This is a genomic window from Solwaraspora sp. WMMD406 (assembly GCF_029626025.1).
In the GTDB taxonomy this organism is placed as follows: domain Bacteria; phylum Actinomycetota; class Actinomycetes; order Mycobacteriales; family Micromonosporaceae; genus Micromonospora_E.
The window spans coordinates 410,883-436,904 of record NZ_JARUBF010000001.1 but is presented as its reverse complement, the minus strand read 5'-3'; the positions used below and the strand labels follow the sequence as shown (position 1 = coordinate 436,904).

The window sequence follows — 26,022 nt, the reverse complement described above, 5'->3', positions numbered from 1 at the left end:
GGTGTGGATGACGTGGAGAAGTACTGCCCCGACGCGTTGTGGCACCTCGCGCGGCCGTTGCTGCCGCCGCACCCGGAAAGGCACCAGGGCGGCGGCCGGCGGCGGACCGATGACCGGGCGATGCTCGCGGCGATCCTGTACGTACTGGAGTCCGGCTGCTCGTGGCGCAAGCTGCCCGCCTCGTTCCCGGTCCACTGGCGCACCGCGCACCGCCGGTTCGCCGAATGGGTCGAGGCCGGGGTGATGACCGCCCTGCACCGGGCGACGCTCGATGTCCTCGGCGCGGCCGGGCGGATCGACTGGTCGAGGGTGAGTGTCGACAGCATGCACGTACGCGCGGTGAAAAGGGGGACCTGACCGGGCCCAGCCCGGTGGACCGGGGCAAGCCCGGCTCCAAGATCCACGCCATGAGCGACCGGGGCGGGTTGCCGCTGCACGTGGGCGTCTCCGCCGCGAACCTCAACGACCACCGGATGCTCGAGGACATGGTCGACGGCGTCACACCAGTGCGTCAACCGGTCGGCCGGCCGCGTCGACGACCGGCCAAACTCCACGGCGACAAGGGCTACGACTACCCCGAATGCCGCGACCTGCTGCGCGCACGCGGCATCGTCGCACGGATCGCGCGCAAGGGCGTCGAGTCGTCGAAGCGGCTGGGCCGGCACCGCTACGTCATCGAACGCTGCCTCGAGTGGATGACCCGGTTCCGACGGCTGGTCCGCCGCTACGACCGCAAGGCTTCCCACTACCTCGGATTCCTCCACCTGGCATGCGCTCTGATCTGCTACCGCCGCGCCGACCGACTCAACCTGTTGACCAGCAACAACCCCTACTGACACACGGTCTTAACGCGCGCTCACGAGCTTCCGCGAAGGTCACCACGTAGTCGTTCACCTGCACCGACTGGTCGACGATGTCGATGAAGGTCAGGATCTCCTGCCAGACCAGGTCGGTGAGGCGGGGCGAGGCGAAGGACAGGATCTGGTACGGGCCGCCGAATGCCGGATGTGCTCCGGCACTGAACGGCATCACCCGGATCTCGATCTGCTCCGGCCGCTCGGTCATCAGGGTGACGAGGTGGTTGAGCTGGTCGCGCATCACCGCTGGGCCGCCGACCTGTTGACGCAGCGCACCTTCGTTGATCACGGTACTGAGCCGGATCGGGTCGTCGCCACCGAGCCGGACCTGACGAGCCATCCGCACGGCGACCCGCCGCTCGACCTCGGTGAGACGTACGAGAGTGTTGCCGCCACGGATGACCGCGCGGGCGTACTCCTCGGTCTGCAACAGGCCGTGGATGGCCTCTGCGGATCTGGGATGCGCCGGCCTCGTAGCCGAGGAAGCGTAGGAACTCGTTCGGGAAGAGCTTGGCGTAGTCCTGCCACCAGCCGCGACGCGCGGCACCCACCCGCAACTCCTCCAACTCGGCGGCCTCGTCCGGCTCCAGTTCGTAGATGTCGACGAGCTGCGCCAGCCGCTTCGCCGGCAACTTGACCCGGCCGGCTTCGACTCTCGCTGTGCCGCATCGACAACGCCGGCACGCGCGACCAGACGTACGACCTGCTCGGAGTCATCCGGGTCGCCGTCGACCCGCGTCAGCCGGAGAAGCTGGGGGAGAACCTGCGCGGCTGGGCGGTGGCGACCCTCACCGCCGGCGGCCACGGGTTCGGCTGCTACCACGCCGCCTTCAGCACCCTCGACGAAGACGATCAACCCGAGAGCGACCTCGGCAACCTCGACATTCAACTGGTCCGGCTCGGAAGTCCTCGTACCCGCCGCCGAATAGCCGTGTACGCCGAAGCGGCGGCGGCCCGGCTGCTCCGCGCACCGTCGCCGAGGTGAGGCTCATCCACGTCAACATCGACGGATAGCGTGGATAGGCCTCACCTCGGCGTGCACGCCGCTACCCCACAGCGACGGCGGCCGGATGCCAGAATGACGCCATGACCGGTGTGCTGGAGCGCGAGATGTTCTCGGAGGCGGAGGCGGCCCGACTGCTGCGCGTCCGGCAGTCGACCCTGCACTACTGGTTGGAAGGATCGCAGCGAAGTAGCAAATCGTACAAACCAATCCTACGTGACAAACCACGCGGCACTCGGACTGTGACCTGGGCGGAGTTCGTCGAGGCAGGCTACCTGCGGCAGTACCGGCAGACACACAACGTGCCAATGAAGGAGCTCCGTCGGTTCATCGAGCTGCTGCGTGAAGAGTTCGGCGTGCCGTACCCGCTTGCTGATCGACGTCCGTTCGTGTCGGGCCGAAACTTGGTCTACGACGCCCAGACCGCCGCCGGCCTCGGGGTCGACTACTGGATGGTGGCGGTGGCGGGCGACCAGCTCCTCCTCACCACGCCGGCGGATTCGTTCATCCGGCGGGTCGGCTGGTCCGGCGACGTCGCCGTCAGCTACAGCCCCGACGCCAACCTGGAATCACCGGTACGAATCCAGCCGGATGTCCGCTTCGGGAAGCCGTCGATCAAGGGCGTGAGCACCGAGGTCATCGCCGAACAACATGATGCGGGCGAGGACGCGGACGCGATCGCCGAGATGTACGCCCTGGACGCCAGCGACGTATCGTGGGCGTTGGCGTACGAATTCTCTGTACGGGCCACCGCCAAAGCTGCATGACCAGGACCAAACCGGCGGGAGTCCGCTTCTACTTCGACGCCGATATCCGTGGTCTCGGCATCCTCCTGTCTCGCATCCGCTCGGACGTGACGTACCCGGGAGACCCCGGTGGTGAGGTCCACAAGCGTCTCCGCCCGCCGTGCGTTGTCACCGACGTCGCAGCCAGGGACGACGTGTGGATTCCGCAGGTTACCGAGCAGGGTTGGCTGATTGTGACCCGTGACCGGCACATCCGGACTCGCCCCCGAGAGATCGCCGCCGTCCGCGAGTACGGAGCCCGGATGGTCGCCTTGACGGCTGCGGAGGCGACGAACACCTTCAACCAACTCGAGGTGGTGATGTGTCGTTGGCGGGACCTGGTCAAATGCCTCGATCGGCCTGGTCCGTTCATCTACGCCGCGACCCGGACGAGCTTCGAGCCAGTCATGTGATCCCAGCACCAATGTCATGAGCGGACTGGCGATGCTTGAGCTTGCAGCTTTGGTCGCTCTGCTGCGCCGATCAGCGGCGAACTGGTCGGAGGTCGTCCTCGACATCCAGGAGACCGGCAGCGCCGCGCAGGTGCTCGACCAGGCATTGCGTCAGCCCGAGACACTGTTTCCGGCCGTGACCGGCTCCGGTGCTGAGCTGGTTGCCGCCACTGCCGACGAGATCGCCGGATGGCAGGCGGACGGGATCGGCGTACACGCCTTCTCCGATGACAGCTACCCCGCCCAGCTGCGCGGCATCAAGGAGGCACCTCCGCTGCTGTTTACCCGTGGCGAGCTGCGGGCCAACGACCGGGCCATCGCCGTCATCGGCAGCCGCAAGGCGTCAAAGCGTGGACTGGCCATCGCACGATCGGTAGCCGCGTCGCTGGCCAACCGGGGAGTGACGGTCGCCAGCGGGTTGGCTCACGGCATCGACACTGCCGCCCATACCGCAGCCCTCGCCGCCGGTGGCCGGACCGTCGCGGTCATCGGCACCGGCATCCGCAACTTACTATCCGTCCGCCAACCGGCAGCTGCAGGACCACATCGCCGACGTCGGCCTGGTGGTCAGCCAGTTCTGGCCCGACGCCGGCCCCACCAGGCAGAGCTTCCCGATGCGCAACGCGGTGATGAGCGGCTACGCGGCGGCGACCCTCGTCGTCGAAGCCGGCGAGACCAGCGGTGCCCGGATCCAGGCACGCCTAGCGCTCGGGCATGGCCGGCCGGTGATCCTGACCAGCCATGCCCTGCAAAGCAACTGGGCACAGGCCTTCGCTACCAGCCCGGGCGTCTACGTCGTACGCGGCACAGCGGAGCTGATCGAAGCCGTCGACGCCTTGCGCAACCGGTCGGCGTGCACTGGGCTGAACTGACGCCGTCAGTCTCTGCGTGCCACCATGATGCCGTCGCTGTCGTAGGCGACAACCTCTGTGATATCGGAAAGCTCCATGCCGCTGCGTTCGTCGCCGCTGCGAGGAAGCCAGACTGCGTACGCTCCGATGTGCCGATCATCCGTCGCGGGTAGCGGATGGACCATCGAGGTGGCGGTCTGACCGAACATCGTCACCGACACGCTGGCAACTGGCCCTCGAACAACTCCGACCAGCATGATCAGTTGCGACTCCGGATCCAGCGGTGCTGGATATGGCAGTGGGTCGGCGGGAAGCGCTGGCGGGCCGGGATCCAGCGCTCCGGATGGTGCTGGATCGCACCAGATGAAGTCGTTTTCCCTGCCCACCACGTACTCGTCGTCGGAACGGGCAGTTCGTACGCAGAAGGAGTCGCCGGCCATCCAGGCAGACGTCTCCCAGCCCGGAACCCTCGCGTCGAGTGCTACCGGGCCTCCAATCGTGGGCGGGGACACGAGGGAGGACGATGGCTGAGGGGACAAGGCCGAGCCGACCCCAGAGCTGCACGCAGTCAGGGTAAGTGCTGCCAGGAAGACTCCGACGATGCGGTATCGCACTGGTCCAGTATGCATGACTTGTGTGTCCCCGCAACCACCCGGTGGCTGCGGGGACAATCTTTGACTGTCAACAGGAGAAAAGACAGGAGTACGTCCAACCGATCAAGAAATTCATGCGGACTCTTGTGGTAGTCCAGGGCAGGCGGGCGGTGTTAGCGCCGGATGCGCTTCGTGTGTCGGACTCTCCTCCTGCACTGCCCCCGTGCCACTCGACCTTATGAAGTGTCTGATTCCAGGTTACATCCCAGCCATCATCGCATAGTGGGACAGCGTATGAAAGTCCAATGTGTGTAGACAGCCCAATTGTCCAACTGGCGCAGTTGTTTCCCGCCAGGTCGGATGGTGGTGATGCCTCAATGATCTCGGCACCATCTCCGGTCCAAGTGATTTGCGTGAAGCCGCGCGAGAGTTCTTTGCCGCCACCAAGGTGTCCGGCAGCGCGCTGACAGACACCCCGGGACACCCGTCTGCAATCAGGCGTCGGCGAGCTCGTGACGGGTCTCGAAACGGGTCGGCGCGGCGGCTCGGCGGGCCGGGTCGGTGCAGAGCGCGGCGATCTCGGCCTCGGTCATCGGGCCGCCCCGGGACCGGGTGACGCCCAGGTGGCCGGGGACCTCGACGGTCGCCTTGAAGTCCCAGATGTGCCACTCCTTGCGGCCCCAGGCGCTGTTCTTCAGCTTCATCTCGATCGTGCCTTGCACGGTCTGCAGCTTGGGGCTGCGGTCCAGCGCGGCCCAGCCCATCGGACCGGCGTCGAGCGACGTGGTTCGGGAGACGGTCGACTCCCAATTCCACTCCCGGCCGATGCTCTGGCTGATGCTCGCCGACACGTTGCCCAGCGCGCCGATGCCGAAGCTGGCCGTCGCGCTGACCTCAGTGGCCATGGAGATCGACCCGCCGGTGGTGTCGGACCACTCGACCGACAGGTTGTTGTCGTACGGGGTGCAGTTCCAGTGTCGGGCCACCTCACGGAAGCCGGCCGCACTCTCGGTCACCGCCGCTGTCGGCTCGAACCGGCAGTATTCGGCGCGGCTGTCACAGCGGTCGAAGAGTTCCTGGCGGGACGGGCCGTCCCAGAACTCGACCGAGCTGTACTGGTCGTCGGCGGGCACCTGTGCGAGCTGGTCGTTGGAGTACCACATGTGGTGGGTGCCGGTGGGGTTGGCGTCGAGGTAGTAGTTGCTCGCACAGTCGGTGAGGTTCTTGAACGAGCTGATCGCGTCGTTGAAGACGCCCTTGGAGAAGCTGTTGAAGAAGTAGCGGTTGCCGCCGCTGCAGGTGCCGGTGGTCGAGATCAGGTTGAGCGTGCCGCCGGTGAAGTCAGCGTTCTTGTACGCGACTCCGAGCACCACCGGGGCGGCTGCGGCCGTACCGGCTGCCATGGCGCGGGTGGCGGTCTCGCCAGCGGCGGCGATCCGCTCGGTGGTCGCGGCGTCGAGTCGGCTGCCGTCGCGCGGGGCGTCGGTGACCGCCCCGGCCGTCGCCACCTTCATTGCGGTCCGAAAGTCGCGGTAGCAGGCCAGCTGGTCGCTCGACTCGTAGAGCAGACAGTCGGCCATCTCCGCCGTGGGCACGGTGGCGGAGGCGGCAGCGGGGGTGCTGACGGCGAGCATCGGACCCAGCATCAGCACGGCGAGCGCGGCGGCCGTACGCGCGGCCCGGAACGTCTTGTGACGATGAACGGATGTCATGGGTGAGTCTGTTGACCGCGATGAATGGATACCTGAGGAGAGGTTGGGTTTTTCTTGAGGGAGAAATGAGGAATCCGATTCGACCTCTGCGCGACGCTCCCACTGACAAGAACTGTACACAGAAACGGTCGGGATTCAAGCAGATTCCTCGATGTGATCCACGGAGGTCGATCATGCGCCGGTGCTGAGCCTGTGTGTGACCGCCAAGATCATCCAGCCGGCCCGCAGGGTACGGCGGCCGGGTACGCTACGCCGATGGCCGGTGACACCTACCGCTTCGGCGAGTACGCACTGGACATGGCCCGCTATCAGCTGTGTCGAGCCGACGTGCCGGTCCACGTCGAGCCGCGCGCCCTCGATCTGTTGCACTACCTGATCGAGCACCAGGATCGGGTCGTGCCAAAGAACGAACTGCTCGACGAGGTGTGGGGAGATCGCTTCGTCAGCGAAGCGGCACTCACCACCGCGCTGCGCAGCGCCCGACTGGCCATCGGCGACACCGGTCGCCAGCAGCGGCTGATCCGTACCGTGCATCGGCGGGGCTACCAGTTCGTCGGCCAGGCGACGGCGGCCCGTGACGACCACCGTACGCCCGGATCCGAGCCGGAGCCCGGCGGCCGGCCATCGGCCGCGAGCCCGCCGGCCGCGAGCCCGGAGGTGGCACGTCCACCGGCTGCTGGCCAGCCGATAGGCGCGGACCGTCAGGTCGTCCGGTTCTGCCAGGCCGCCGACGGCACCCGCATCGCCTACGCCACCGTCGGATCGGGTCCCCCGCTGCTGAAGGCGGCCAACTGGATGACCCACCTGGATCTGGAGTGGTCCACCCCGGTGTGGTCGCACTGGCTCAGCGGTCTGGCCCGTGACCGGCAGCTGATCCGCTACGACGAGCGGGGGTGCGGCATGTCGGACTGGGAGGTGCCGAGCTTCACGTTCGACGACTGGGTGGACGATCTCGAAACCTTGGCCGACGCCATCGGGCTCGACCGGTTTCCGCTGCTCGGGGTGTCGCAGGGCGGCGCGGTCGCGGTGGCCTACGCCGTCCGGCACCCGGAACGGGTCAGCCGGCTGATCCTCGCCGGGGCGTACGCCCGGGGTCGGCAGGTCCGGGCGCGTGACCAGGCCGAGCGGGACGAAGCCGCACTCGATCTGGATCTGGCCCGGATCGGCTGGACCCATCAGGATCCGAGCTTTCTCGGGGTGTTCGCCGCCCAGTTCCTGCCGGAGGGCACCCCGGAGGAGCTGGAGGAGTTCATCAACTTCCAGCGGCGGACCACGTCACCGGCCAACGGGGTCCGCTTCCTGGAGGAGTTCGCCAAGATCGACGTGTCGGACATCGCCCACCGGGTACGGTGCCCGACCCTGATTTTGCATTCCCGCGACGACCTGCGGGTGCCGACCTCGCAGGCCACCGAACTGGCCACGCTCATCCCGGACAGCCAACTGGTCCTGCTGGACAGTCGTAACCATCTGCTCACCGCGTCCGAGCCGGCGTGGCCGGAGTTCCTGGCGCAGATCGACGCCTTCCTCACCGACTGAGCCAGCAGGTCTCACCAACCGAGCCGGCAGGCCTCACCAACGCAGGGCGCAGGCCCTGTCAGGGCAGCCCGATCAGGTGCGCCATCTGCCGCATCTGGTGGTCGAAGTATTCCTCGCGGGCGCGGATGGTGCCGTCGAGGTGGCCGAAGAGTTCGAAGCTGACCGAGCCGAAACACTGGGTCCAGCCTAGGGCGCCGCCGGCGAGCAGGGTCTCGGGCAGCCCGGGAAAGAGCGCGTCGCGGACGGCGGCGAGGTCGGCGTGGACCGGGCCGGGCAGGCTCTCGCCGCCAGTGTCGACCAGCAGGCCGGCGGCGACGCCGTCGACGAGGATCCGGATCAGGACGGTCGGAATCCGTACGGCCGTCGTGGTGGTTTCCGCCGGGGCGGCGTAGCCGGGTACCGGGCTGCCGAAGAGCAGGGCGTACTCGGCGGGGTGGGCCAGCGCCCACCGGCGGATCGCGTGGCAGACGGCGAGCCACCGGCCGCGCAGGTCGGCCCGGTCGCCGACCTCCTCGTCGGCGGCTTCGGCGTCGGCGGCGAGGGCGTGGTAGCCGTCCACGATGAGCGCGGTGAGCAGGTCGTCGCGGCTCGGGAAGTAGCGGTAGATCGCCGACGAGACCATCCCCATGTCGCGGGCGACCGCCCGCAGCGACAGGTTCGCGCCGTCGGTGGCGAGCTGACGGCGGGCGATCGCCTTGATTTCGGTGATCATTTCGGCCCGGGCTCGGGCCCGGATGGCGGCGGCTGGCATGCCAGTGAGTGTCGCACACTTCCGAGAGCAGTGCTCTTGACGAACATCGACCCGATGGGAGAGCATCAAACTCACCAGAGAGCGGTGCTCTCGATGAGCAGAGGAGACTCCAGTGTCCGTACACCTGATCCTCGGCGCCGGCATGGTCGGCACCACCACCGCACGCCACCTGGCCGACCGGGGCGAGCAGGTCCGGATCGTCAGCCGCTCCGGCCGTGGCCCGACCCACCCGCAGGTGGAGCGGATCGCCGCCGACGCCACCGACGCCGACCGGCTCGCCAGCCTCGCCAACGGCGTCACCGCCATCTACAACTGCCTCAACCCGGCCTACCACCGCTGGCTCACCGACTGGCCGCCGATGGCCGCCGCCCTGCTCACCGCCGCCGAACGCTCCGGCGCCCCACTGGTCATCGCCGGCTGCCTGTACGGCTACGGCGAGGTCACCGACCCGATGACCGAACAGACCCCGCTCGCCGCCCGCCACCCCAAGCTGGCCATGCGGGCCGACATCTGGCGCGCCGCCCTCGCCGCCCAGCGCGCCGGCCGGATCCGCGCGGTCACCGAGGTCCGGGGCAGCGACTACCTGCAGGCCCAGTCGATCTTCACCAACGTGCTCGGCGCGCCGCTGCTCGCCGGCCGCCGCGCCTTCGTGCCGGCACCGCTCGACGTACCGCACACCTGGACCTCGACCAACGACATGGCGGCCATGTTGGTCGCCGCCGCCACCGACCAGCGGGCCTGGAACCGCGCCTGGCACACCCCCAGCGCGCCGCCGCTGACCATCCGGCAACTCGCCACCCGCTTCACGGATGTGGCCGGGGCACCCGCGCCGAAGCTCACCGCCATCCCCGGTCCGATCGTGTACGCCACCGGCCTGTTCTCCCCGATGCTGCGCGAACTGCGGACCACCGCCTACCAGTTCGCGCGGCCGTTCGTCATGGACTCCACCGCCGCCACCGCCACCTTCGGCCTGCGGCACCAGCCGATCGACGCGGCGCTGCGCGAGGCCGTCGCCCTGCTCGGCGGCACGCCGGTCGGCGGGGCGCTGGCCGACCAGAGCGCCACCACGGCTTGACAAGGGACGGCATCCGCAGTGGACGATGCGACGTGCGCATTCTCGTGGTAGGTGGAACGGGCCTCATCGGCACCCACGTCGTGGACGTGCTGCGCGAGCGGGACCACGTCGTGACCACGGTGGCGCGGACCCCGCGCGCCGGCGTCGACCACGTGCTCGACGTCGAGACCGCCTCGGTCGACGACCTGCGGCCACTGCTCGCCGGCCAGGACGGCATCGTGTACGGCAGCCGCGCGGACGAGCAGCGGGTGCTCCGCAAGCCGATCCTTCCCGTACTCCGCCGCGAGATCGTCGACCCCGTGGCGCGCGCGTTCACCGCCACCCGCGACGCCGGGGTCACTCGCGGGGTGATCCTCGGCTCCTACTACACCTACGTCGACCGGCTGCGTCCGCAGTGGCGGCTCGCCGACCGTCACGCGTACATCCGGTGCCGACTGGAGCAGGCCGCGCAGGCGCGGGCGGCGGCCGGGCCCGACCTGCCGGTCGCGGTGCTGGAACTGCCCTTCGTCTTCGGCCGGGCCGGTGACCGGCTGCCCAACTGGGCCGGCCCGCTGGACCGGTGGGCGCGGTCGGGGGCACCCCTGCTCGTACCGGTCGGCGGAACCGCCGCGATCTCGGCCCGCAGTGTCGCCGAGGTCGCGGTCGACGCGCTGGAGCATGCGCGCGGCACGGACATCCCGGTCGCCGACGAGAACCTTACCTGGCACGAGATGATCACGCGGATCGCGGCGGCGGTCGGCCGGCCCCGTCGGGTGACCCGCCTGCCGGCCGGGGCGGTCCGGGCCGGCCTGCGGCTTGGCGGTGTGCTGCAGGCGCTCGGCGGCAAGGAGTCCGGTCTCGCCCCGGACCACCTCGCCGACGTCCTCCTGGCCGAGCTGTTCATCGAACCGGTGACCGGTCGGCCGCTCGATCCGGCGCTGCGCGACACCTTCGCCGCGCCACCGCCGGCCGACCAATATCCGCGCTGACGGATAGCGCCGCCCGGTGACTGGATCACATCCACGGCGGCGAGTGCGACAAGACCTGGCAACAGCGACGTGACCCGAGCAACACGATAGTGCAACGTCGATTGATGAGTATCGGGCAATGGGCGACCCCGGTAGTCCCGACCTCGGCGGGGGTGTGCCGACCCACTGCCCGTACTGCTCCCTGCAGTGCGGGGTACGGATGTGGCCGGCACCGCCCCGACCACCCGTCATCGAGCCAGCCGACTTCCCCACCAACCAGGGCGGACTGTGCGCCAAAGGCTGGAGCGCGCCCGAACTGCTCGACCACCCGGACCGGCTGCTCACCCCGCTGGTGCGGGCAGACCCGGCCGACCGACGCAGCCCGCTGCGTCCGGCCGGCTGGGACGAGGCCCTCCATCGGATCACCGCCGCGATCCAGACCAGCCAGCACCGGTACGGGCCGGCCAGCGTCGGCCTGTTCGGCGGCGGCGGGCTGACCAACGAAAAGGCGTACCAGCTGGGCAAATTCGCCCGGATCGGGCTGCGCACCCCGCACATCGACTACAACGGCCGGTTCTGCATGTCCTCGGCGGCCACCGCCGGCAACCGGGCCTTCGGCATCGACCGGGGCCTGCCGTTCCCACTCGCCGACATCGCCGACGCCCGCGCCGTACTCGTCGTCGGCGGCAACCCGGCCGACACGATGCCACCGGCCATGCAGTACTTCGACGCCGGACGGGCCGCCGGCGCCGTCCACATCGTGGCCGACCCCCGGCGTACGGCGACCGCCCGGGGCGCCGGCATCCACCTGCCGGTGGCACCCGGCACCGACCTGGCCCTGGCCAACGGGCTGCTGCACATCGCCATCCGGGCCGGCTACATCGACGAGGCGTACATCCGCGACCGCACCACCGGCTACGCCGCCGTCCGCGCCGCCGTCGCCGGCTACTGGCCGGACCGGGTGGAACGGATCACCGGCGTCTCCGAGGACCTGCTGCAGCGTACGGTGCACGCCCTCGCGACCGCGCCGACCGCGATGATCCTCACCGCGCGCGGCGCCGAGCAACACAGCAGCGGTACGGACACCACCCAGGCGTACATCAATCTGGCCCTCGCTCTCGGGCTGCCCGGCCGACCCGGCAGCGGCTTCGGCACCGTCACCGGTCAGGGCAACGGCCAGGGCGGCCGCGAACACGGGCAGAAGGCCGACCAGCTGCCCGGCTACCGGCGGATCGACGACCCGGCCGCCCGCGCCCACGTCGCCGCCGTATGGGGTGTCGACCCGGCCGAACTACCCGGCCCCGGGGTCTCCGCCACCGAGATGATCGACCAGATCGGCACCCCCGGCGGAGTCCGCACCATGCTGGTGTTCGCCTCCAACATCCTGGTCTCCGCACCCGACCGGAACCGGGCCGCCGACCGGCTGGCCGCGCTGGACTTCCTCGCCGTCTCGGACATCTTCCGCTCCGAGACCGCCGCCGTCGCCGACGTGGTGCTGCCGACCGCCCAATGGGCCGAGGAGGAAGGCACCATGACCAACCTGGAAGGTCGGGTGCTGCGCCGCCGCCGGGTGCTGCCGCCACCGGACGGCGTACGCGACGACCTGAGCGTGCTGGCCGCGCTCGCCGACCGGCTCGGCCGGGGCACCTACTTCTCCGCCGACCCGCAGACCGTCTACGACGAGCTGCGCCGGGCCAGCGCCGGCGGGATCGCCGACTACGCCGGCATCAGCTACCAGCGGATCGAAGCCGAGGAGGGAGTGTTCTGGCCGTGCCCGACCGACGACCACCCCGGTACGCCGCGACTGTTCACCGAACGGTTCGCCACCGGTGACGGGCGGGCCCGGTTCATCCGGGTGGAGCACCGCGACCCGGCCGAGCTGCCCGACCACCGCTACCCGTACCTGCTCACCACCGGCCGGATCATGGGCCAGTACCAGAGCGGCAACCAGACCCGCCGCGCGCCGTCGCTGGCCAGCACCGCCAGCGACCCGAAGGCCGAGATCCACCCCGACCTGGCCCGCCGGCTCGGCATCGGCACCGCCGACCTGGTCGAGTTGACCACCCGGCGGGGCCGGGCGGTGTTCCGGGCCTACCTGACCGAGCACATCCGTCCGGACACCGTCTTCGTGCCGTTCCACTGGGGCGGCCTGGCCAGCGCCAACGCGTTGACCGACCCGACCCTGGACCGCCACTCCCGGATGCCGGCCTTCAAGGTCTGCGCGGTGGCGCTGCGCCGCCTCGCCGGGCCGGACGATCCCGCCACCTGACGAAGGGAACCACGATGCAGTCGACCCCACGCTTCCTGCAAGGAGTGTTCACGTTCGACGGCAAAGGGTTGGAGACTCCGCTGCCGCTGGACGACGCCCTGCGCTACACGGTCCCGGACGGGCTGGTCGCGCAGACCGTCTACTTCCGGGGCGGCAACAGCTCCGGCGAGCTGATCTACGTCCTGCTGCTGCGCGACGGCGTCCCGATGCGCTACTTCCCGATCGGCGCCCGCGACGCGGTGCACGTACCGCTGCGGGTGGTCGAGGACCTCGACAGCGGCACCGTGCTGGAGCTGCAGGTGGCCGCGCCGACCGGGGTCACCGGCACCGTCGTGCTCGACCTCGGCCTGGTCGAGGTGTGACATGACGCAGACGCAGACGCAGACGCAAATTCAGCGACGTCCGAGGCTGGTGGTGGTCGGCAACGGCATGGCCGGTGCCCGTACCGTCGAGGAGATCATCGACCGGGTCGGCCCGGACCGCTACGACATCACCATGTTCGGGGCCGAACCGTACGGCAACTACAACCGGATCCTGCTGTCCAACGTGCTCTCCGGAGCCGAGGCCGAGGACGGCATCTTCCTCAACAGCCTGCCCTGGTACCAGGAGAACGGCATCACCCTGCGGGCCGGCCTGGAGGTCACCCGGATCGACGGATTCGCCAAGGTGGTGCACGCGATCGACGGCAGGGCCACACCGTACGACAAGTTGGTGATCGCCACCGGAAGCGTGCCGTACGTGCCGCCGATCGACGGCGCGCACCATCCCCGGCGCGGCTTCCACCAGGGCGTGTTCACCTTCCGTACGCTCGACGACACCCGGGCGATGATCCGCTACGCCCGCGACCACGAGCGGGCGGTGGTGATCGGCGGCGGTCTGCTCGGCCTGGAAGCCGCCCGCGGCCTGCAGCAGTACGGCGTGTCGGTGACCCTGCTGCACGCCGCCGGCCACCTGATGAACGCCCAACTCGACGCTACCGGCGGGGACATCCTGCGGCGCAGCGTCGAACGGCTCGGCATCGAGGTCGTCACGAAGGCCCGTACCGAACGGATCCTCGGCAAGGACGCCGTCGAAGGGGTCCGGCTCGCCGACGGACGCACGTTCGCCGCCGACATGGTGGTGATCGCCGCCGGGATCCGGCCGAACACCGCGCTCGCCCAGGTCAGTGGCTTGCCGGTGGAGCGGGGCATCGTCGTCGACGACCAGCTGCGGGTGCTCGACGAGCCGGACATCTACGCGGTCGGCGAGTGCGTGCAGCACCGGGGCCAGACGTACGGACTGGTCGCCCCGCTGTGGGAGCAGGCGAAGGTGCTCGCCGGACATCTCACCGGCACCGACCCGACGGCCGCGTACCACGGCTCGCGGACCGCGACCAAGCTGAAGGTCGCCGGGGTCGACGTGGCCGCGATGGGCGTCACCGCCCCTGAACGTGACGACGACGAGTTCGTGGTCTTCGCCGAACCCCGACGCGGCGTCTACAAGAGCGTGGTGGTCCGCGACGACCGGCTGATCGGCGCCACCCTGGTCGGTGACGTCAGCAAGGTCGGCTTCCTGATGCAGGCGTTCGACCGGGGTCTGCCGCTGCCGGAGGAACGGGTCCGGCTGCTGTTCGACCTCGGCGGGCCGTCGGCCGAGGTCTCCGCCGCCGAACTCGCCGACGACGCCCAGGTCTGCAACTGCAACGGGGTCAGCAAAGGCGCGCTGGTCGCCACCGTGACCGGCGGGGTACGCACGCTGACCGGGGTGATGGACGCCACCCGCGCCGGCAAAGGCTGCGGCTCCTGCAAGAGCCTGGTCGCGCAGATCGTCGATTGGGCGGCCGGCGGCGAGGTCGAGGCGGACCCGAGCGCCAACTGGTACGTGCCCGGGGTGCCGATGGACAAGCCGACCCTGATGGCCGAGATCCGCGCCCGAGGTCTGCGCAGCGTGTCGGCGGTGTTCGACGCGCTCGCCGACGGCCGCGAGGACGCCAAGAGCAAGATGGGCCTGGTGTCGCTGCTGCGGATGATGTGGGGCGACGAGTACGTCGACGAGCGCGGTGCCCGCTTCATCAACGACCGGGTGCACGCCAACATCCAGCGGGACGGCACCTTCTCGGTCGTACCGCAGATGAAAGGCGGCTGCACCACTCCCGCCCAGCTGCGCCGGATCGCCGACGTGGCCGAGAAGCACCAGGTGCCGTTGGTGAAGTTGACCGGCGGGCAGCGCATCGACCTGCTCGGCATTCGCAAGGAGGACCTGCCGAAGGTGTGGGCCGACCTGGACATGCCGTCCGGGTACGCGTACGGCAAGAGCTTCCGGACCGTGAAGACCTGTGTCGGTAGCGACTTCTGCCGGTTCGGGCTGGGCGACTCGACCGCGCTCGGCATCGCGATCGAGGAACGGTTCCAGGGGCTGGAGGCGCCGGGCAAGCTGAAGCTGGCGGTCACCGGCTGCCCGCGCAACTGCGCCGAGGCGTACGTCAAGGACCTGGGTGTGGTCGCGATCGAAGGCGGCAGGTGGGAGATCTACGTCGGCGGCGCGGCCGGTGCCCACGTCCGCAAAGGTGACCTGCTTGCCACAGTGGACACACCTGAAGAGGTGGTGGTGTTGACCGGCCGGTTCCTGCAGTACTACCGGGAGAACGCCAACTGGCTGGAACGCACCTACGCGTTCGTGCCCAGGATCGGCATCGAACGGCTGCGGGAGTTGATCGTCGAGGACAGCGACGGGCTCGGGGCCGGGCTCGACGAACGGATGGCGGAGTCGGTGGCCGCGTACCGGGATCCGTGGCGGGAGCGGGACACCCCGGCGACCCCGGGCCAGTTCCGGACCGCGCTGCCGTTGCTGCCGCTACCGGCGGTGCCGGTGCGCGCCGGGGACCGGCCGTGACCGCCGTGAACGACGGCCGCCTGGTCGACGGCGGCGTGGCCGACGGCCGCCTGGTCGACGGCGGCGTGGCCGACGGGCGGTTGCACGACGGCGGCGTGGCCGACGGGCGGTTGGTCGAGCATCGGATCGGTCCGGCGGCGGAGATTCCGCCGGGCGAAGGGCGGGCCTATCCGGTCGACGGCGAGATGGTGGCGGTGTTCCGGCTGACCACGGGGGCGCTACGGGCGGTGTCGGCGGTCTGCCCGCACGCCGGCGGCCCGATCGCCGACGGCCTCGTCGACACCGAGGTGGTGATCTGCCCACTGCATCAGCACATCTTCGAGTTGGCGACCGGCTGCTCCCGTAGCGGGCAGCAGCCGCTGCGCGTCTACCCGATACGCCAGGACCCGGACGGCACCGTGTGGGTGTCGGCTCCGGCCGACAGCCACGGATAGACCTCACAATGCCTGTGGTCGGCCGGTGCGGACGATGACCACGTATCGACATCACCGTTTTCTCGTCTAGTAAACACTCGCTTCGTAGGCTGAGCACTCAATTCACCCGGAAAACCCGCTCCCTGGTCGATTCCGGGATCTGCCCGGACGTCATCGATCGCCACCGTCCGCCACCCGATCGCAAGGAGCCACCTGATGGCCAACGAGACAGTCGATACCGAGACGGTAAAGGACCAATCCCGCGAGAACCGGAAGCGCTGGATCGCCCACTGGGAGCCAGAGAACCCCCAGTTCTGGCAGACCGTGGGGCGGCCGGTGGCCCGACGGAACCTCATCTTCTCCATCTTCGCCGAGCACATCGGCTTCTCGGTGTGGCTGCTCTGGAGCATCGTCGTGGTCCGGCTGGGCAGCGCGGGATGGGATCTCACGGTCAGCCAGTCGCTCTGGCTGACCGCCGTACCCAGCGGCGTCGGAGCGTTCCTGCGCCTGCCGTACACCTTCGCGGTGCCGATCTTTGGCGGCCGCAACTGGACCGTCGTCTCCGCGCTGCTGCTGCTGATTCCGTGCGCCGGTCTCGCCTGGGCGGTCGAGAATCCACAAATCGGGTACGGCTGGTTGTTGGTGATCGCCGCGACGGCCGGATTCGGCGGCGGCAACTTCGCCTCCAGCATGGCGAACATCTCGTTCTTCTACCCCGAACGGGAAAAGGGCTGGGCGCTCGGGCTGAACGCCGCCGGCGGCAACATCGGCGTCGCGGTGGTGCAGTTCGTGGTGCCCAAGGTGCTCGTCATCGGCGGCGGGCTGGCGCTGTCCTGGGCCGGTCTCATCTACATCCCGCTGGCGGTCATCGCGGCTGTCTGCGCCTACCTATACATGGACAACCTGGCCGAGGCCAAGGCCGACGTCGAACCGGTGTGGTCGTCGCTGCGGCACAGCGACACCTGGATCATGTCGCTGCTCTACATCGGAACGTTCGGCTCGTTCATCGGCTACTCGGCGGCGTTCCCGACCCTGCTGAACGCGGTGTTCGACCGGCCGGACATCGCGCTCGGCTGGGCGTTCCTCGGGGCCGGGATCGGCTCGGTCAGCCGACCGCTCGGCGGCCGGCTCTCCGACCGGATCGGCGGTGCCCGGGTGACCGCGGGCAGCTTCATCGTCCTCGCGGCCGGCGCCTACGCCGCGCTCTGGGCCGTCCAGCAGCAGAACCTGGGCATCTTCTTCGTCAGCTTCATGCTGCTGTTCGTCGCCACCGGCGTCGGCAACGGTTCCACGTACCGGATGATCTCGAAGATCTTCCGGGTCAAGGGCGAGGATCGCGGCGGCTCCCCGGAGACCATGCTGCGGATGCGCCGCGAAGCGGCCGGCGCGCTCGGCATCATCTCCTCGGTCGGCGCCTTCGGCGGCTTCCTGGTGCCGATCTGCTACGCGTGGGCCCGGTCGACGTACGGTGACATCGAACCGGCGCTGCGCTTCTACGTGGTCCTGTTCCTGGTGATGTTGGCCGTCACCTGGTTCGCCTACCTGCGGCGCGGCTCACGGATGGCGCAGGCCGGCGTCTAGGAGACGGCGCAGACCGGCGTCTAGGATCGGTCGTCGTGCGCGTACTTCTCATCGGCAGCGGCGGTCGCGAGCATGCGCTCGCCCTGAGCATGGCCGCCGACCCCGCCGTCGACCAGCTGATCGCCGCCCCCGGCAACCCCGGCATCGCGGCCGTCGCCGAACTGCGGTCGGTCACCGCGACCGACCCGCAGTCCGTCGCCGCCCTCGCCGTCGAGGCCCACGCCGACCTGGTTGTGGTCGGCCCGGAGGCACCGCTGGTCGCCGGCGTCGCCGACGCGGTACGCGCGAAGGGCATCGCCTGCTTCGGGCCGTCGGCCGCCGCCGCCGAACTCGAAGGATCCAAGACGTTCGCCAAGGACGTGATGGCCGCCGCCGGGGTGCCGACCGCCCGATCCGCCACCTGCCGTACGGCGGCGGAGGTGGCAGCCGCGCTGGACGACTTCGGCGCCCCGTACGTGGTGAAGAACGACGGACTGGCGGCCGGCAAGGGCGTGGTGGTGACCGAGGACCGGACCGCCGCCCTCGCCCACGCCGAGTCGTGTGGGCAGGTGGTGGTCGAGGAGTACCTCGCCGGCCCCGAGGTGTCGCTGTTCGTGGTGACCGACGGCACGGCGGCGGTGCCGCTGCTGCCGGCGCAGGACTTCAAACGGGTCGGCGACGGCGACAGCGGTCCGAACACCGGCGGCATGGGGGCGTACGCGCCGTTGCCGTGGGCGCCGCCCGGCCTGGTGGACCAGGTGATGGCGGAGGTGGTGCACCCGACGCTCGCCGAGATGCGCCACCGGGGCACCCCGTTCGTCGGGCTGCTCTACGTGGGGTTGGCGATCACCGCCGCCGGTCCCCGGGTGATCGAGTTCAACGCCCGGTTCGGTGACCCGGAGACCCAGGTGGTGCTGGCCCTGCTGGAGACGCCGCTCGCCGGGCTGCTGTCCGCCGCCGCGACCGGCACCCTCGCCGACCATCCGCGGCTGCGCTGGCGGGACGGGGCGGCGGTGACCGTGGTGCTCGCCTCCGCCGGTTACCCGACGACGTCGCGGTCCGGCGACGTGCTCACCGGTGCCGAGCAGCCGGGCGTGATCCACGCCGGCACCGCCCGTACCGACTCCGGTGACCTCGTCTCGGCCGGTGGGCGGGTGCTGGCCGCCACCGGCACCGGCGCCGATCTGGCAGAGGCGCGCGACGCCGCGTACCGGTTGCTGGCCGGGATCACCCTGCCCGGCGGGCACTCCCGGCGGGACATCGCGCTGGCCGCCGCCGAAGGTCGGATCACCCTGCCCTGAGCCGAAGGCCGGATCATCCTGCCCCGATCGGATATCCGCAGCGGGGCCGGGTACCGACCCGGCATGGTGACGAGCTACCAGGACGTGCTGAACAGCCTGAACGAGCTGGACTTCCCGGCGGACAAGGACCGGATCGTCGCCGAGGCGCAGCGGGCCGGTGCCGATCCGGGCGTGCTGCGGGCGTTGCGGGCGTTGCCGCCGGTCGAGTACGCCAACCGGGCGCAGGTGGCGCGGTCGGCCGCGATCGACCCGGCTCCCGAGCAGGATCCGGCCGAGCGGGCCGCGCGGGCGCGGTTCCGGGACCATCAGCGGGTCGCCCAGCATCTGCGCCAGCCGTGACGCCGACTCTGGTTCAGAAGCCGGCCGGCCGGGGCAGTTCGCGGGCCACCACCTTGCCGGTGCCGGTGGTGCCGGAGGTCAGCACGATGGTCCGGCCCTCGCGTTCGGGCGGCCCGAGGGCGGTCGCGGTTGCCGGTGCCGACGGTGACAACTCGGCGTACCGGGTCGCGTCGACGCGGACGACGTCGGCCGGTACGGCCAGGAGCTGTTCGCTGAACTCCCGGTCGTGCAGCAGGACCCGGAGCTGGGTGGTCGGCGGCGACACCGTACGTGGAACGCAACGTCCCGGCAGGCCTTCGGCGTGGGTGAGCAGCTCGCGGTAGGTGACCTCCCGGTCGGCGTCGTCGATCAGCGCCACCCGGTCCGGGTCGCGGGCGGCGGCCTGGCGTAACTCGCCGGCCAGTCCGAAGCCCCAGCGTCGCAGCGAGTCGAGTTGCGCCGCCACCCGCATCGGGTTCCCAGGTGTGAGTACGCCGCGTCGGGCGAGTGTGGTGATCACGAACGGCAGCTCCACGTCAAACCCCCAGCCGTGGGGCCGGTGGGCCGGTGGCCGACCGCCCCTCAGCAGAGGACACGCATCGGGGCGGCCTGCGGATCGGTGTCGGTGTGATCGGGGATCGGTGCCGGCGGATCAGGAGGGCCGGGCTGGTCAGCCTTTGGGGATGTCGAAGAGATTGGCGATGTTGGCGGCGAGGCCGAGGTCGCCCTTGGCCTTCAGCTTGCCGGTCATGAACATCATCATCGGGTTGGCGCTGCCGGAGATCACCTTGACGAAGTCGAGCGGCGCGAGAGTCAGCGTCAGGCGCGGTTCCCGCTCCGGGGTGCTGGTGACCTGGCAGGTCCCGTTGTCGATGACGATCTCGTAGGTGTCGGTGCCGCCGTCCGGCCGTCCGGTGATGTTCCAGTGGATCACCGCGCTGGTGGATCCGGCCTTTTCCGGGCGGAACAGGGACGGCATCCGACCGAACGCCTCGTCGAGGATGGGGCCGCGCAGGTCGCTCTGCATCACCTCGTTGATTGTGGAATCCGGCGTCGATTTCACCAGTTTGGTGAATTCCTTGGCGTCCATCGAGGCGAGCCGCGCGGGGTCGAAGTCGGTCATTATGCACCCTCCGGGTTGATTTACCATACCTACTCTAGCGTAACCTTACGCACGCGTAGGTATGCTCACAAGGTGTCCACCGCCCCAGCGTTCCGCCGCCTGCCCCGGGCCGTACGGGAGCGGCAGATGCTCGACGCCGCGGTGCTGATCTTCTCCCGACGCGGCTACCACGCCGCCGCGATGGACGAGATCGCCGAACAGGCCGGCATCTCCAAACCGATGCTGTACGCGTACCTCGGCACCAAAGAGCAACTCTTCGTCGCCTGCCTGCACCGGGAAGCGGCCCGGCTGCTGGAGGCGGTCGTCGGAGCGGTCGGTCCCGACCTCGCGGGTGACGAGCAACTCTGGCGTGGGCTGCGGGCCTTCTTCGGCTTCGTCGGCGCGCACCGGGACGGCTGGTCGGTGCTCTACCGGCAGGCACGGGCCGAGCAGCGGTTCGCCGGGGAACTCGCCACCCTGCGGGCCAGCATGGTGACGGCGATCGTCGGCCTGCTCGGCCGCGCGGTCGGCGTCGACGACCCGCAGGAGCAGTCGCCTCGCCGTCCGGTGCGGCCGGTCGATCTCGACGTCATGGCGCACGCCCTGGTGGGCGCGATCGAATCGCTCGCGGATTGGCTGGTCGACCATCCCGAAGCCGATCCGGACGTCACCGCCGCCCGGATGATGAACGTGGCCTGGCTCGGTGCGGCCCAACTCCTGCGGGGTCGACTGTGGCGGCCAGCCGTCGGCTGAGCCCGGCCAGCGTCAGCTGAGCCCGGCCAGCGTCAGCTGAGCGCGTCGGGCCGTCAGCTGACCGTACCCGTCAGATGCGGGCGGGCGGTCCGGGCGTCGTGCAGCCCGAACGTCCAACCGTTTCCGGCCAGGTCGGCCCGGGCGGCGAACGAGACGGTCGCCGGCAGCGGCATCGGCGCGGCGAAGGTCACCGCCACCGTGTACGCCGAGGGCAGCCGACCCTCCAGAGCGGCCAGACACCGTGCCGTACTCCACATGCCGTGGGCGATCCGCCGGCGGAAGCCGAACAGCCGGGCGCCGAGGGTCGAGGTGTGGATCGGATTGTGGTCCCCGGAGACCCGGGCGTACCGCGTACCCACCTGGGCCGGGACCCGCCACCAGGAGGGCCGTCGGGACCCTCGCCGCGACGGCGGCGGCCGCCCGTACGGTGCGGGTACGTCGACTCGCCGCGCCACACCACCTCGTCGTCCACACTCGCCGTGGCGACCACGTCGAACATCCAGCCTCGGCGACGCGGTCGTAGCCGGGCGGCGTGCGCGGCCCGGCGCGGAGTTGGCGAAGCTCGCGTACCGGTCACCCATGGGCGTATCCTACTCGTCAGTAGGGTATCGGCAAGGGGATCGGTGTCTGGAGGAGGCACATCGTGGCGAGCATCCGCCGGGTCGCGATCGTCGGAGGCAACCGGATTCCGTTCGCGCGGTCCAACAGTCACTACGCCGACGCCACCAACCAGGACATGCTGACCGCGGCGATCGACGGTTTGATCGCCCGGTTCGGGCTGGCCGGTGAACTGCTCGGCGAGGTCGTGGCCGGGGCGGTGCTCAAGCACGCCCGGGACTTCAACCTCACCCGGGAGGTCGTGCTCGGCTCGCGCCTCGACCCCCGTACGCCGGCCTACGACATCGGGCAGGCCTGCGGCACCGGGCTGGAAGCGGCCATCCTCGTCGCCAACAAGATCGCGTTGGGTCAGATCGAGGTCGGGATCGCCGGCGGTGTCGACACCACCAGTGACGCGCCGTTGGCGGTCAACGAGGAACTGCGCCGTACGCTGCTGCGGATCAACTCCGCCCGGACTCTCGGCGACCGGCTCCGGGCCGCCCGGCGGCTGCGACCGGGTCAGATGTTCGCCCCGGAGGCCCCACGCAACGCCGAACCCCGTACCGGACTGTCCATGGGGGAACACGCGGCGATCACAGCTCTGGAATGGAACATCGACCGACAGGCACAGGACGAACTGGCGCTCGCCTCGCATCGTCGGCTGGCCGCCGCGTACGAGCGGGGCTTCTTCGACGACCTGATGACGCCCTACCTGGGGCTGACCAGCGACCAGAACCTGCGACCGGACGCCAGCGTCGACAAACTCGCCCGGCTCCGACCGGTCTTCGGCACCCGGGGCCGAAACGCCGACCGGGCGACCCTGACCGCCGGCAACTCCTCCCCGCTCACCGACGGGGCGTCCGCCGTACTGTTGGCCAGCGAGGAGTGGGCGACGCGGCGCGACCTTCCGGTGCTGGCCTGGTTCGGGCCGTCCGAGGTCGCCGCCGTCGACTTCGTGCACGGCGACGACGGGCTGTTGACGGCCCCGGTGTACGCGGTGCCGCGCCTGTTGGCACGGGCCGGGCTGACCCTGCGGGACTTCGACTTCTACGAGATCCACGAGGCGTTCGCCGCACAGGTGCTGGCGACGCTGGCGGCTTGGGAGTCGCCGGAGTTCTGCCGGGACCGTCTCGGTCTGGCCGAGGCTCTCGGCAGCATCGATCGGGCCAAGCTCAACGTCAACGGGTCGTCGCTCGCCGCCGGGCACCCGTTCGCCGCCACCGGCGGGCGGATCGTCGCGACCGCGGCGAACTGCTCGCCGAACGCGGCTCCGGGCGCGCGCTGATCTCGATCTGTGCGGCCGGCGGGCAGGGCGTCACGGCGATCGTCGAGCGGTGAGGTCCGCTGAGGTGTGAGGACCGCTGCGGTGCGGTCCGTCGCAGTGCGTACCGCTGCGCGGTGAGACCTGAGCGCGTGGTCAGTGCGGGGGGCGTCGGCCGGCGGCCACCCGCAACGCCGCGCCGAGCAGGATCGCCAGTACCCCGCCGGCCGCGACGTCGCCCGGCTCCGGCCCGGTCACCGGCAACTCGGGTCCGGAAGCGCCGACGAGGGTCAGGCCAGTCGTGTCGTCTCGCCCAGTGTCGTTCCGCCCGGTCTCGGGTTCGCCGTCCGGGCTGGTCGGTTCGACGTAGGTGTACGTACCGGCCGGCACGGCTCCGGCGGGGAACACGACCTCGACCGAGGTGGGACCGCCAGCGTTGGGCGGAGTGTCCACGATGATCACCATTCCGTCCCGGTCCACCGCGAAGTTGTCGCCGGGGCTGCCGGCGAAGGTGACACCTGTCGCGGCCGTGAGGCCGGTGCCGGTGATGACGACGGTGGTTCCGCCCGAGGCCGGTCCGGTGTCCGCGTCGATGCCGGCGACCCGCGCGTCGGTCGGCGGGGCGGTGTCGGCGAGTGTCGCGTCGGCCGGACCGGTCGTCTCCGAGCTGATGACGGCACCGGCGAACGCCGCCAGCAAGGTGATCGAGATTCTTCGTTGCATGGTGAGGCGCACGTTCCTTCGTCTCAGTGGTGGCGACGTCCGGCTTCGAGGGCAGGAGTGGCCCGGCCGGCGATGGACCCGTCTGGCTGAACGACGAAAAATGCGGCTAGTTACGCATTTATGTCGAGATTGGGCAGCCGGCGGTCGTCAAGGTAGCGGACGGGATAGCGATCCCCAGGTACGTGATCGCGCCACGGTGCCGACCGCACCGTCGCCAGCTGGCCCGACCGGTCCGACGGGGTCCGGCGACATGACAGACTGCGGTACGTGACTTCGCGCCCGCAGATCCCCAACGTGCTCGCCGCTCGCTACGCCTCCCCGGAACTCGTCGCCATCTGGTCCCCGGAGGAGAAGATCCGGATGGAGCGGCGGCTGTGGCTGGCTGTGCTGCGCGCCCAGCGGGATCTCGGCGTGACGCTGCCGGACGGGGTCGTCGAGGCGTACGAGCGGGTTCTCGACCGGGTCGACCTGGCGGCGATCGCGGACCGTGAGCGGGTCACCCGCCACGACGTGAAGGCCCGGATCGAGGAATTCAGCGCGCTGGCCGGACACGAGCACGTACACAAGGGAATGACGTCCCGGGATCTCACCGAGAACGTCGAACAGCTGCAGATCCGGGCGTCCATGGAACTGATCCGTGACCGGACGGTCGCGGCGCTGGTGCGGCTGGCCCGGCTCGCGATCGAGTACGGCGATCTGGTGATGGCCGGTCGGTCGCACAACGTTGCGGCCCAGGCCACCACCTTGGGAAAGCGGTTCGCCTCGGCGGCTGAGGAACTGCTCATCGGGTACGAGCGGCTGACCGAGCTGATCGGCCGGTACCCGCTGCGCGGGATCAAGGGCCCGGTCGGTACGGCCGCCGATCAACTCGACCTGTTCGACGGCGACCCGGCCAAGGTCGCGGAGCTGGAGCAGCGAGTCGCGGCGCACCTGGGGTTCGAACGGGTGCTGCACAGCGTCGGTCAGGTCTATCCGCGTTCGCTCGACCTCGACGTCCTCTCCGCCCTGGCGCAGGTCGCGGCGGCGCCGTCGTCACTGGCCACCACCATCCGGCTGATGGTCGGCCAGGAGCTGGTCACCGAGGGATTCCGACCCGGCCAGGTCGGGTCGAGCGCGATGCCGCACAAGATGAACACCCGGTCCAGCGAGCGGGTGAACGGACTGGCCGTGGTGATCCGGGGATACGTGTCCATGGTCGGCGAGTTGGCCGGCGACCAGTGGAACGAGGGGGACGTGTCCTGTTCGGTGGTGCGCCGGGTGGCTCTGCCGGACGCCTTCTTCGCCGCCGACGGATTGTTCCAGACCTTCCTCACCGTACTGGATGAATTCGGGGCGTACCCGGCGGTGATCTCCCGGGAGCTCGACCGCTACCTGCCGTTCCTGGCCACCACCCGGGTGCTGGTCGCCGCCGTTCGCAAGGGCGTCGGCCGGGAGGTCGCCCACGAGGTGATCAAGGAGCACGCGGTCGCGGTGGCGCTCGCCATGCGGGAAGAGGGCGCGGCGGGTAACGACCTGTTCGACCGGTTGGCCGCCGACTACCGGCTCGGCCTGAGCCGCGACGAGCTGGCCACGGTCGCCGACGACCGGGCCGGCTTCGTGGGCGCGGCACTCGCGCAGGTACGGGCGGTGGCGGATCTGGTGGCAGAGGTGGTCGCGGCCCATCCGAAGGCCGCCGCCTACCACCCCGCGCCGATCCTCTGAACCTCGCCGCGTCCGCCGAACCTCGCCGCGCTGGTCCCGACCTATTTGCTGCCGGAGCCGGCGGAACCGCCGGTCTCGTTTCCGGCGCTGGCGTCGGCGTGACTGGCCTCGACCTTCAGCTGTTTGGAGTCGTCGCCGGCGTCCGGACGGATCTGCAGCACCACCGCGGCGGTGCCGTAGGCGCAGAGCTCCATGTGGGTGTTGCCGATCTGCCGGGTGTCGAAGCGCATCCCGATCACCGCGTTGGCGCCCTTCTTCTTGGCCGCCTCGCCGAGCTTGCCGACGATCTCGGTCCGGTACTTGGTCAGGTTCGCCGCCCCGTCCGGATCCGACTTGCCGCCCCGGAGTTGCTTGACGCCTTCCTTGAACGGGTTGATAGACCGGACCACCGAGGTCACCACCTCGCCCAGCACGGCCCTGATCTCGTAGCCGGGTAGATGATCCGTCGTCACGACCAGCACGCCGTCGATGCTAGAAGGAGCGTGATGCTCGTCATGCGAGCATTGGTGGCCCCGGCGCCATCTGCGAAACGGAACGGCGCGGACTCCGTACCTGATCTCGGAGTCCGCGCCGGTTACCGTCGTGTTCGTA

At 70.0% G+C, this 26,022-nt stretch carries 25 protein-coding genes and 4 pseudogenes; 19 read left to right on the top strand and 10 right to left on the bottom strand.

What is annotated here, in order from left to right:
* The first annotated feature begins 12 nt into the window (after positions 1 to 12).
* A protein-coding gene (locus tag O7632_RS01885; protein ID WP_278119771.1) for an IS5 family transposase occupies positions 13 to 836 on the top strand; the annotation gives its coding sequence in 2 pieces (ribosomal slippage) (positions 13 to 352 and positions 352 to 836; 825 coding nt in all).
* On the opposite strand, the gene O7632_RS01880 is transcribed toward O7632_RS01885, so the two are convergent.
* On the bottom strand, positions 805 to 1,287 hold the full coding sequence (locus O7632_RS01880) for a DUF5753 domain-containing protein (RefSeq protein ID WP_278110884.1): 483 nt from the start codon (positions 1,285 to 1,287) through the stop codon (positions 805 to 807). The two genes, O7632_RS01885 and O7632_RS01880, sit on opposite strands and share 32 nt — an antisense overlap.
* 348 nt (positions 1,288 to 1,635) lie before the next feature.
* Between O7632_RS01880 and O7632_RS01875 the strand changes: the two genes are divergently transcribed.
* From O7632_RS01875 to O7632_RS01865, 3 genes are all read left to right on the top strand, one after another.
* Positions 1,636 to 1,842, top strand: coding sequence for a hypothetical protein (locus O7632_RS01875; protein WP_278110882.1), 207 nt, complete (start codon positions 1,636 to 1,638; stop codon positions 1,840 to 1,842).
* Positions 1,843 to 1,943: 101 nt separating this feature from the next.
* On the top strand, positions 1,944 to 2,627 hold the full coding sequence (locus O7632_RS01870) for a DUF433 domain-containing protein (RefSeq protein ID WP_278110881.1): 684 nt from the start codon (positions 1,944 to 1,946) through the stop codon (positions 2,625 to 2,627).
* Entirely contained in the window at positions 2,624 to 3,058 is a 435-nt protein-coding gene (locus tag O7632_RS01865; protein WP_278110879.1) for a hypothetical protein, read from the top strand. The genes O7632_RS01870 and O7632_RS01865 overlap by 4 nt, the downstream gene beginning before the upstream one ends.
* A gap of 70 nt (positions 3,059 to 3,128) precedes the next feature.
* Here O7632_RS01865 and O7632_RS01860 read toward each other — a convergent pair whose 3' ends face one another.
* Positions 3,129 to 3,314, bottom strand: coding sequence for a hypothetical protein (locus O7632_RS01860; protein ID WP_278110877.1), 186 nt, complete (start codon positions 3,312 to 3,314; stop codon positions 3,129 to 3,131).
* On the opposite strand from O7632_RS01860, the pseudogene O7632_RS01855 reads away from it, so the two are divergent.
* Both O7632_RS01855 and O7632_RS01850 read left to right on the top strand, forming a co-directional pair.
* Positions 3,234 to 3,548, top strand: a pseudogene (locus O7632_RS01855) (DNA-processing protein DprA); the annotation flags it as partial. The gene O7632_RS01860 and the pseudogene O7632_RS01855 sit on opposite strands and share 81 nt — an antisense overlap.
* Positions 3,549 to 3,564: 16 nt before the next feature.
* Positions 3,565 to 3,969: a DNA-processing protein DprA gene (locus O7632_RS01850; protein WP_278110876.1), complete on the top strand. Its 405-nt coding sequence runs from the start codon at positions 3,565 to 3,567 to the stop codon at positions 3,967 to 3,969.
* A 5-nt stretch (positions 3,970 to 3,974) separates the two neighbouring features.
* Here the strand turns inward: O7632_RS01850 and O7632_RS01845 are convergent, their stop codons facing one another.
* Both O7632_RS01845 and O7632_RS01840 read right to left on the bottom strand, forming a co-directional pair.
* On the bottom strand, positions 3,975 to 4,388 hold the full coding sequence (locus tag O7632_RS01845) for a hypothetical protein (RefSeq protein WP_278110875.1): 414 nt from the start codon (positions 4,386 to 4,388) through the stop codon (positions 3,975 to 3,977).
* A 647-nt stretch (positions 4,389 to 5,035) separates the two neighbouring features.
* On the bottom strand, positions 5,036 to 6,253 hold the full coding sequence (locus tag O7632_RS01840; protein WP_278110874.1) for a hypothetical protein: 1,218 nt from the start codon (positions 6,251 to 6,253) through the stop codon (positions 5,036 to 5,038).
* A gap of 255 nt (positions 6,254 to 6,508) precedes the next feature.
* Between O7632_RS01840 and O7632_RS01835 the strand changes: the two genes are divergently transcribed.
* On the top strand, positions 6,509 to 7,789 hold the full coding sequence (locus tag O7632_RS01835; RefSeq protein WP_278110873.1) for an alpha/beta fold hydrolase: 1,281 nt from the start codon (positions 6,509 to 6,511) through the stop codon (positions 7,787 to 7,789).
* A gap of 58 nt (positions 7,790 to 7,847) precedes the next feature.
* On the opposite strand, the gene O7632_RS01830 is transcribed toward O7632_RS01835, so the two are convergent.
* A complete protein-coding gene (locus O7632_RS01830; protein WP_278110871.1) occupies positions 7,848 to 8,540 on the bottom strand; it encodes a TetR/AcrR family transcriptional regulator in 693 nt (230 codons plus the stop codon).
* Between the two features lie 112 nt (positions 8,541 to 8,652).
* On the opposite strand from O7632_RS01830, the gene O7632_RS01825 reads away from it, so the two are divergent.
* From O7632_RS01825 to O7632_RS01785, 9 genes are all read left to right on the top strand, one after another.
* The gene (locus O7632_RS01825; RefSeq protein ID WP_278110869.1) at positions 8,653 to 9,615 is read left to right on the top strand and encodes an NAD-dependent epimerase/dehydratase family protein; all 963 of its coding nucleotides are present in this window, start codon (positions 8,653 to 8,655) and stop codon (positions 9,613 to 9,615) included.
* A gap of 32 nt (positions 9,616 to 9,647) precedes the next feature.
* Entirely contained in the window at positions 9,648 to 10,583 is a 936-nt protein-coding gene (locus tag O7632_RS01820) for an NAD(P)H-binding protein (RefSeq protein ID WP_278110867.1), read from the top strand.
* A 118-nt stretch (positions 10,584 to 10,701) separates the two neighbouring features.
* Positions 10,702 to 12,831 carry a molybdopterin oxidoreductase family protein gene (locus O7632_RS01815; RefSeq protein ID WP_278110865.1) on the top strand — a complete coding sequence of 710 codons (2,130 nt, stop codon included), beginning with the start codon at positions 10,702 to 10,704 and terminating at the stop codon, positions 12,829 to 12,831.
* A gap of 14 nt (positions 12,832 to 12,845) precedes the next feature.
* Entirely contained in the window at positions 12,846 to 13,193 is a 348-nt protein-coding gene (locus tag O7632_RS01810) for a molybdopterin oxidoreductase (protein ID WP_278110863.1), read from the top strand.
* Between the two features lies 1 nt (position 13,194).
* A complete protein-coding gene (gene nirB / locus O7632_RS01805) occupies positions 13,195 to 15,702 on the top strand; it encodes a nitrite reductase large subunit NirB (protein ID WP_278110861.1) in 2,508 nt (835 codons plus the stop codon).
* Complete coding sequence (locus O7632_RS01800; RefSeq protein ID WP_278110859.1) at positions 15,699 to 16,136, top strand: Rieske (2Fe-2S) protein; 438 nt, start codon at positions 15,699 to 15,701, stop codon at positions 16,134 to 16,136. Before nirB ends, O7632_RS01800 begins: the two co-directional genes overlap by 4 nt.
* A gap of 195 nt (positions 16,137 to 16,331) precedes the next feature.
* Entirely contained in the window at positions 16,332 to 17,696 is a 1,365-nt protein-coding gene (locus O7632_RS01795) for a nitrate/nitrite transporter (protein WP_278110858.1), read from the top strand.
* 35 nt (positions 17,697 to 17,731) lie between these two features.
* A complete protein-coding gene (purD, locus tag O7632_RS01790; RefSeq protein ID WP_278110856.1) occupies positions 17,732 to 18,976 on the top strand; it encodes a phosphoribosylamine--glycine ligase in 1,245 nt (414 codons plus the stop codon).
* Between the two features lie 63 nt (positions 18,977 to 19,039).
* On the top strand, positions 19,040 to 19,315 hold the full coding sequence (locus O7632_RS01785) for a DUF2795 domain-containing protein (RefSeq protein WP_278110854.1): 276 nt from the start codon (positions 19,040 to 19,042) through the stop codon (positions 19,313 to 19,315).
* Between the two features lie 13 nt (positions 19,316 to 19,328).
* On the opposite strand, the gene O7632_RS01780 is transcribed toward O7632_RS01785, so the two are convergent.
* Together O7632_RS01780 and O7632_RS01775 are read right to left on the bottom strand one after the other, a co-directional pair.
* Positions 19,329 to 19,829 (bottom strand): hypothetical protein, encoded by a 501-nt coding sequence (locus O7632_RS01780; protein WP_278110852.1) that lies wholly within the window; start codon positions 19,827 to 19,829, stop codon positions 19,329 to 19,331.
* Positions 19,830 to 19,964: 135 nt separating this feature from the next.
* Positions 19,965 to 20,417 (bottom strand): SCP2 sterol-binding domain-containing protein, encoded by a 453-nt coding sequence (locus tag O7632_RS01775; protein ID WP_278110850.1) that lies wholly within the window; start codon positions 20,415 to 20,417, stop codon positions 19,965 to 19,967.
* Positions 20,418 to 20,489: 72 nt separating this feature from the next.
* Here O7632_RS01775 and O7632_RS01770 point away from each other — a divergent pair, with 72 nt between their 5' ends.
* Positions 20,490 to 21,149: a TetR/AcrR family transcriptional regulator gene (locus O7632_RS01770; RefSeq protein WP_278110849.1), complete on the top strand. Its 660-nt coding sequence runs from the start codon at positions 20,490 to 20,492 to the stop codon at positions 21,147 to 21,149.
* A gap of 53 nt (positions 21,150 to 21,202) precedes the next feature.
* Here the strand turns inward: O7632_RS01770 and O7632_RS01765 are convergent.
* Positions 21,203 to 21,690: pseudogene (locus O7632_RS01765) on the bottom strand (MaoC/PaaZ C-terminal domain-containing protein); the annotation flags it as partial.
* A 102-nt stretch (positions 21,691 to 21,792) separates the two neighbouring features.
* Here O7632_RS01765 and O7632_RS01760 point away from each other — a divergent pair.
* A pseudogene (locus O7632_RS01760) lies at positions 21,793 to 23,084 on the top strand (acetyl-CoA C-acetyltransferase).
* 79 nt (positions 23,085 to 23,163) lie between these two features.
* Here O7632_RS01760 and O7632_RS01755 read toward each other — a convergent pair.
* Positions 23,164 to 23,730, bottom strand: a complete 567-nt coding sequence (locus tag O7632_RS01755; RefSeq protein ID WP_278110847.1) for an IPT/TIG domain-containing protein — start codon at positions 23,728 to 23,730, stop codon at positions 23,164 to 23,166.
* A gap of 267 nt (positions 23,731 to 23,997) precedes the next feature.
* On the opposite strand from O7632_RS01755, the gene purB reads away from it, so the two are divergent.
* Positions 23,998 to 25,431, top strand: coding sequence for an adenylosuccinate lyase (purB, locus tag O7632_RS01750; RefSeq protein WP_278110845.1), 1,434 nt, complete (start codon positions 23,998 to 24,000; stop codon positions 25,429 to 25,431).
* A 158-nt stretch (positions 25,432 to 25,589) separates the two neighbouring features.
* On the opposite strand, the pseudogene O7632_RS01745 reads toward purB, so the two are convergent.
* Positions 25,590 to 25,904: pseudogene (locus O7632_RS01745) on the bottom strand (heavy metal-binding domain-containing protein); the annotation flags it as partial.
* Between the last annotated feature and the right edge of the window lie 118 nt (positions 25,905 to 26,022).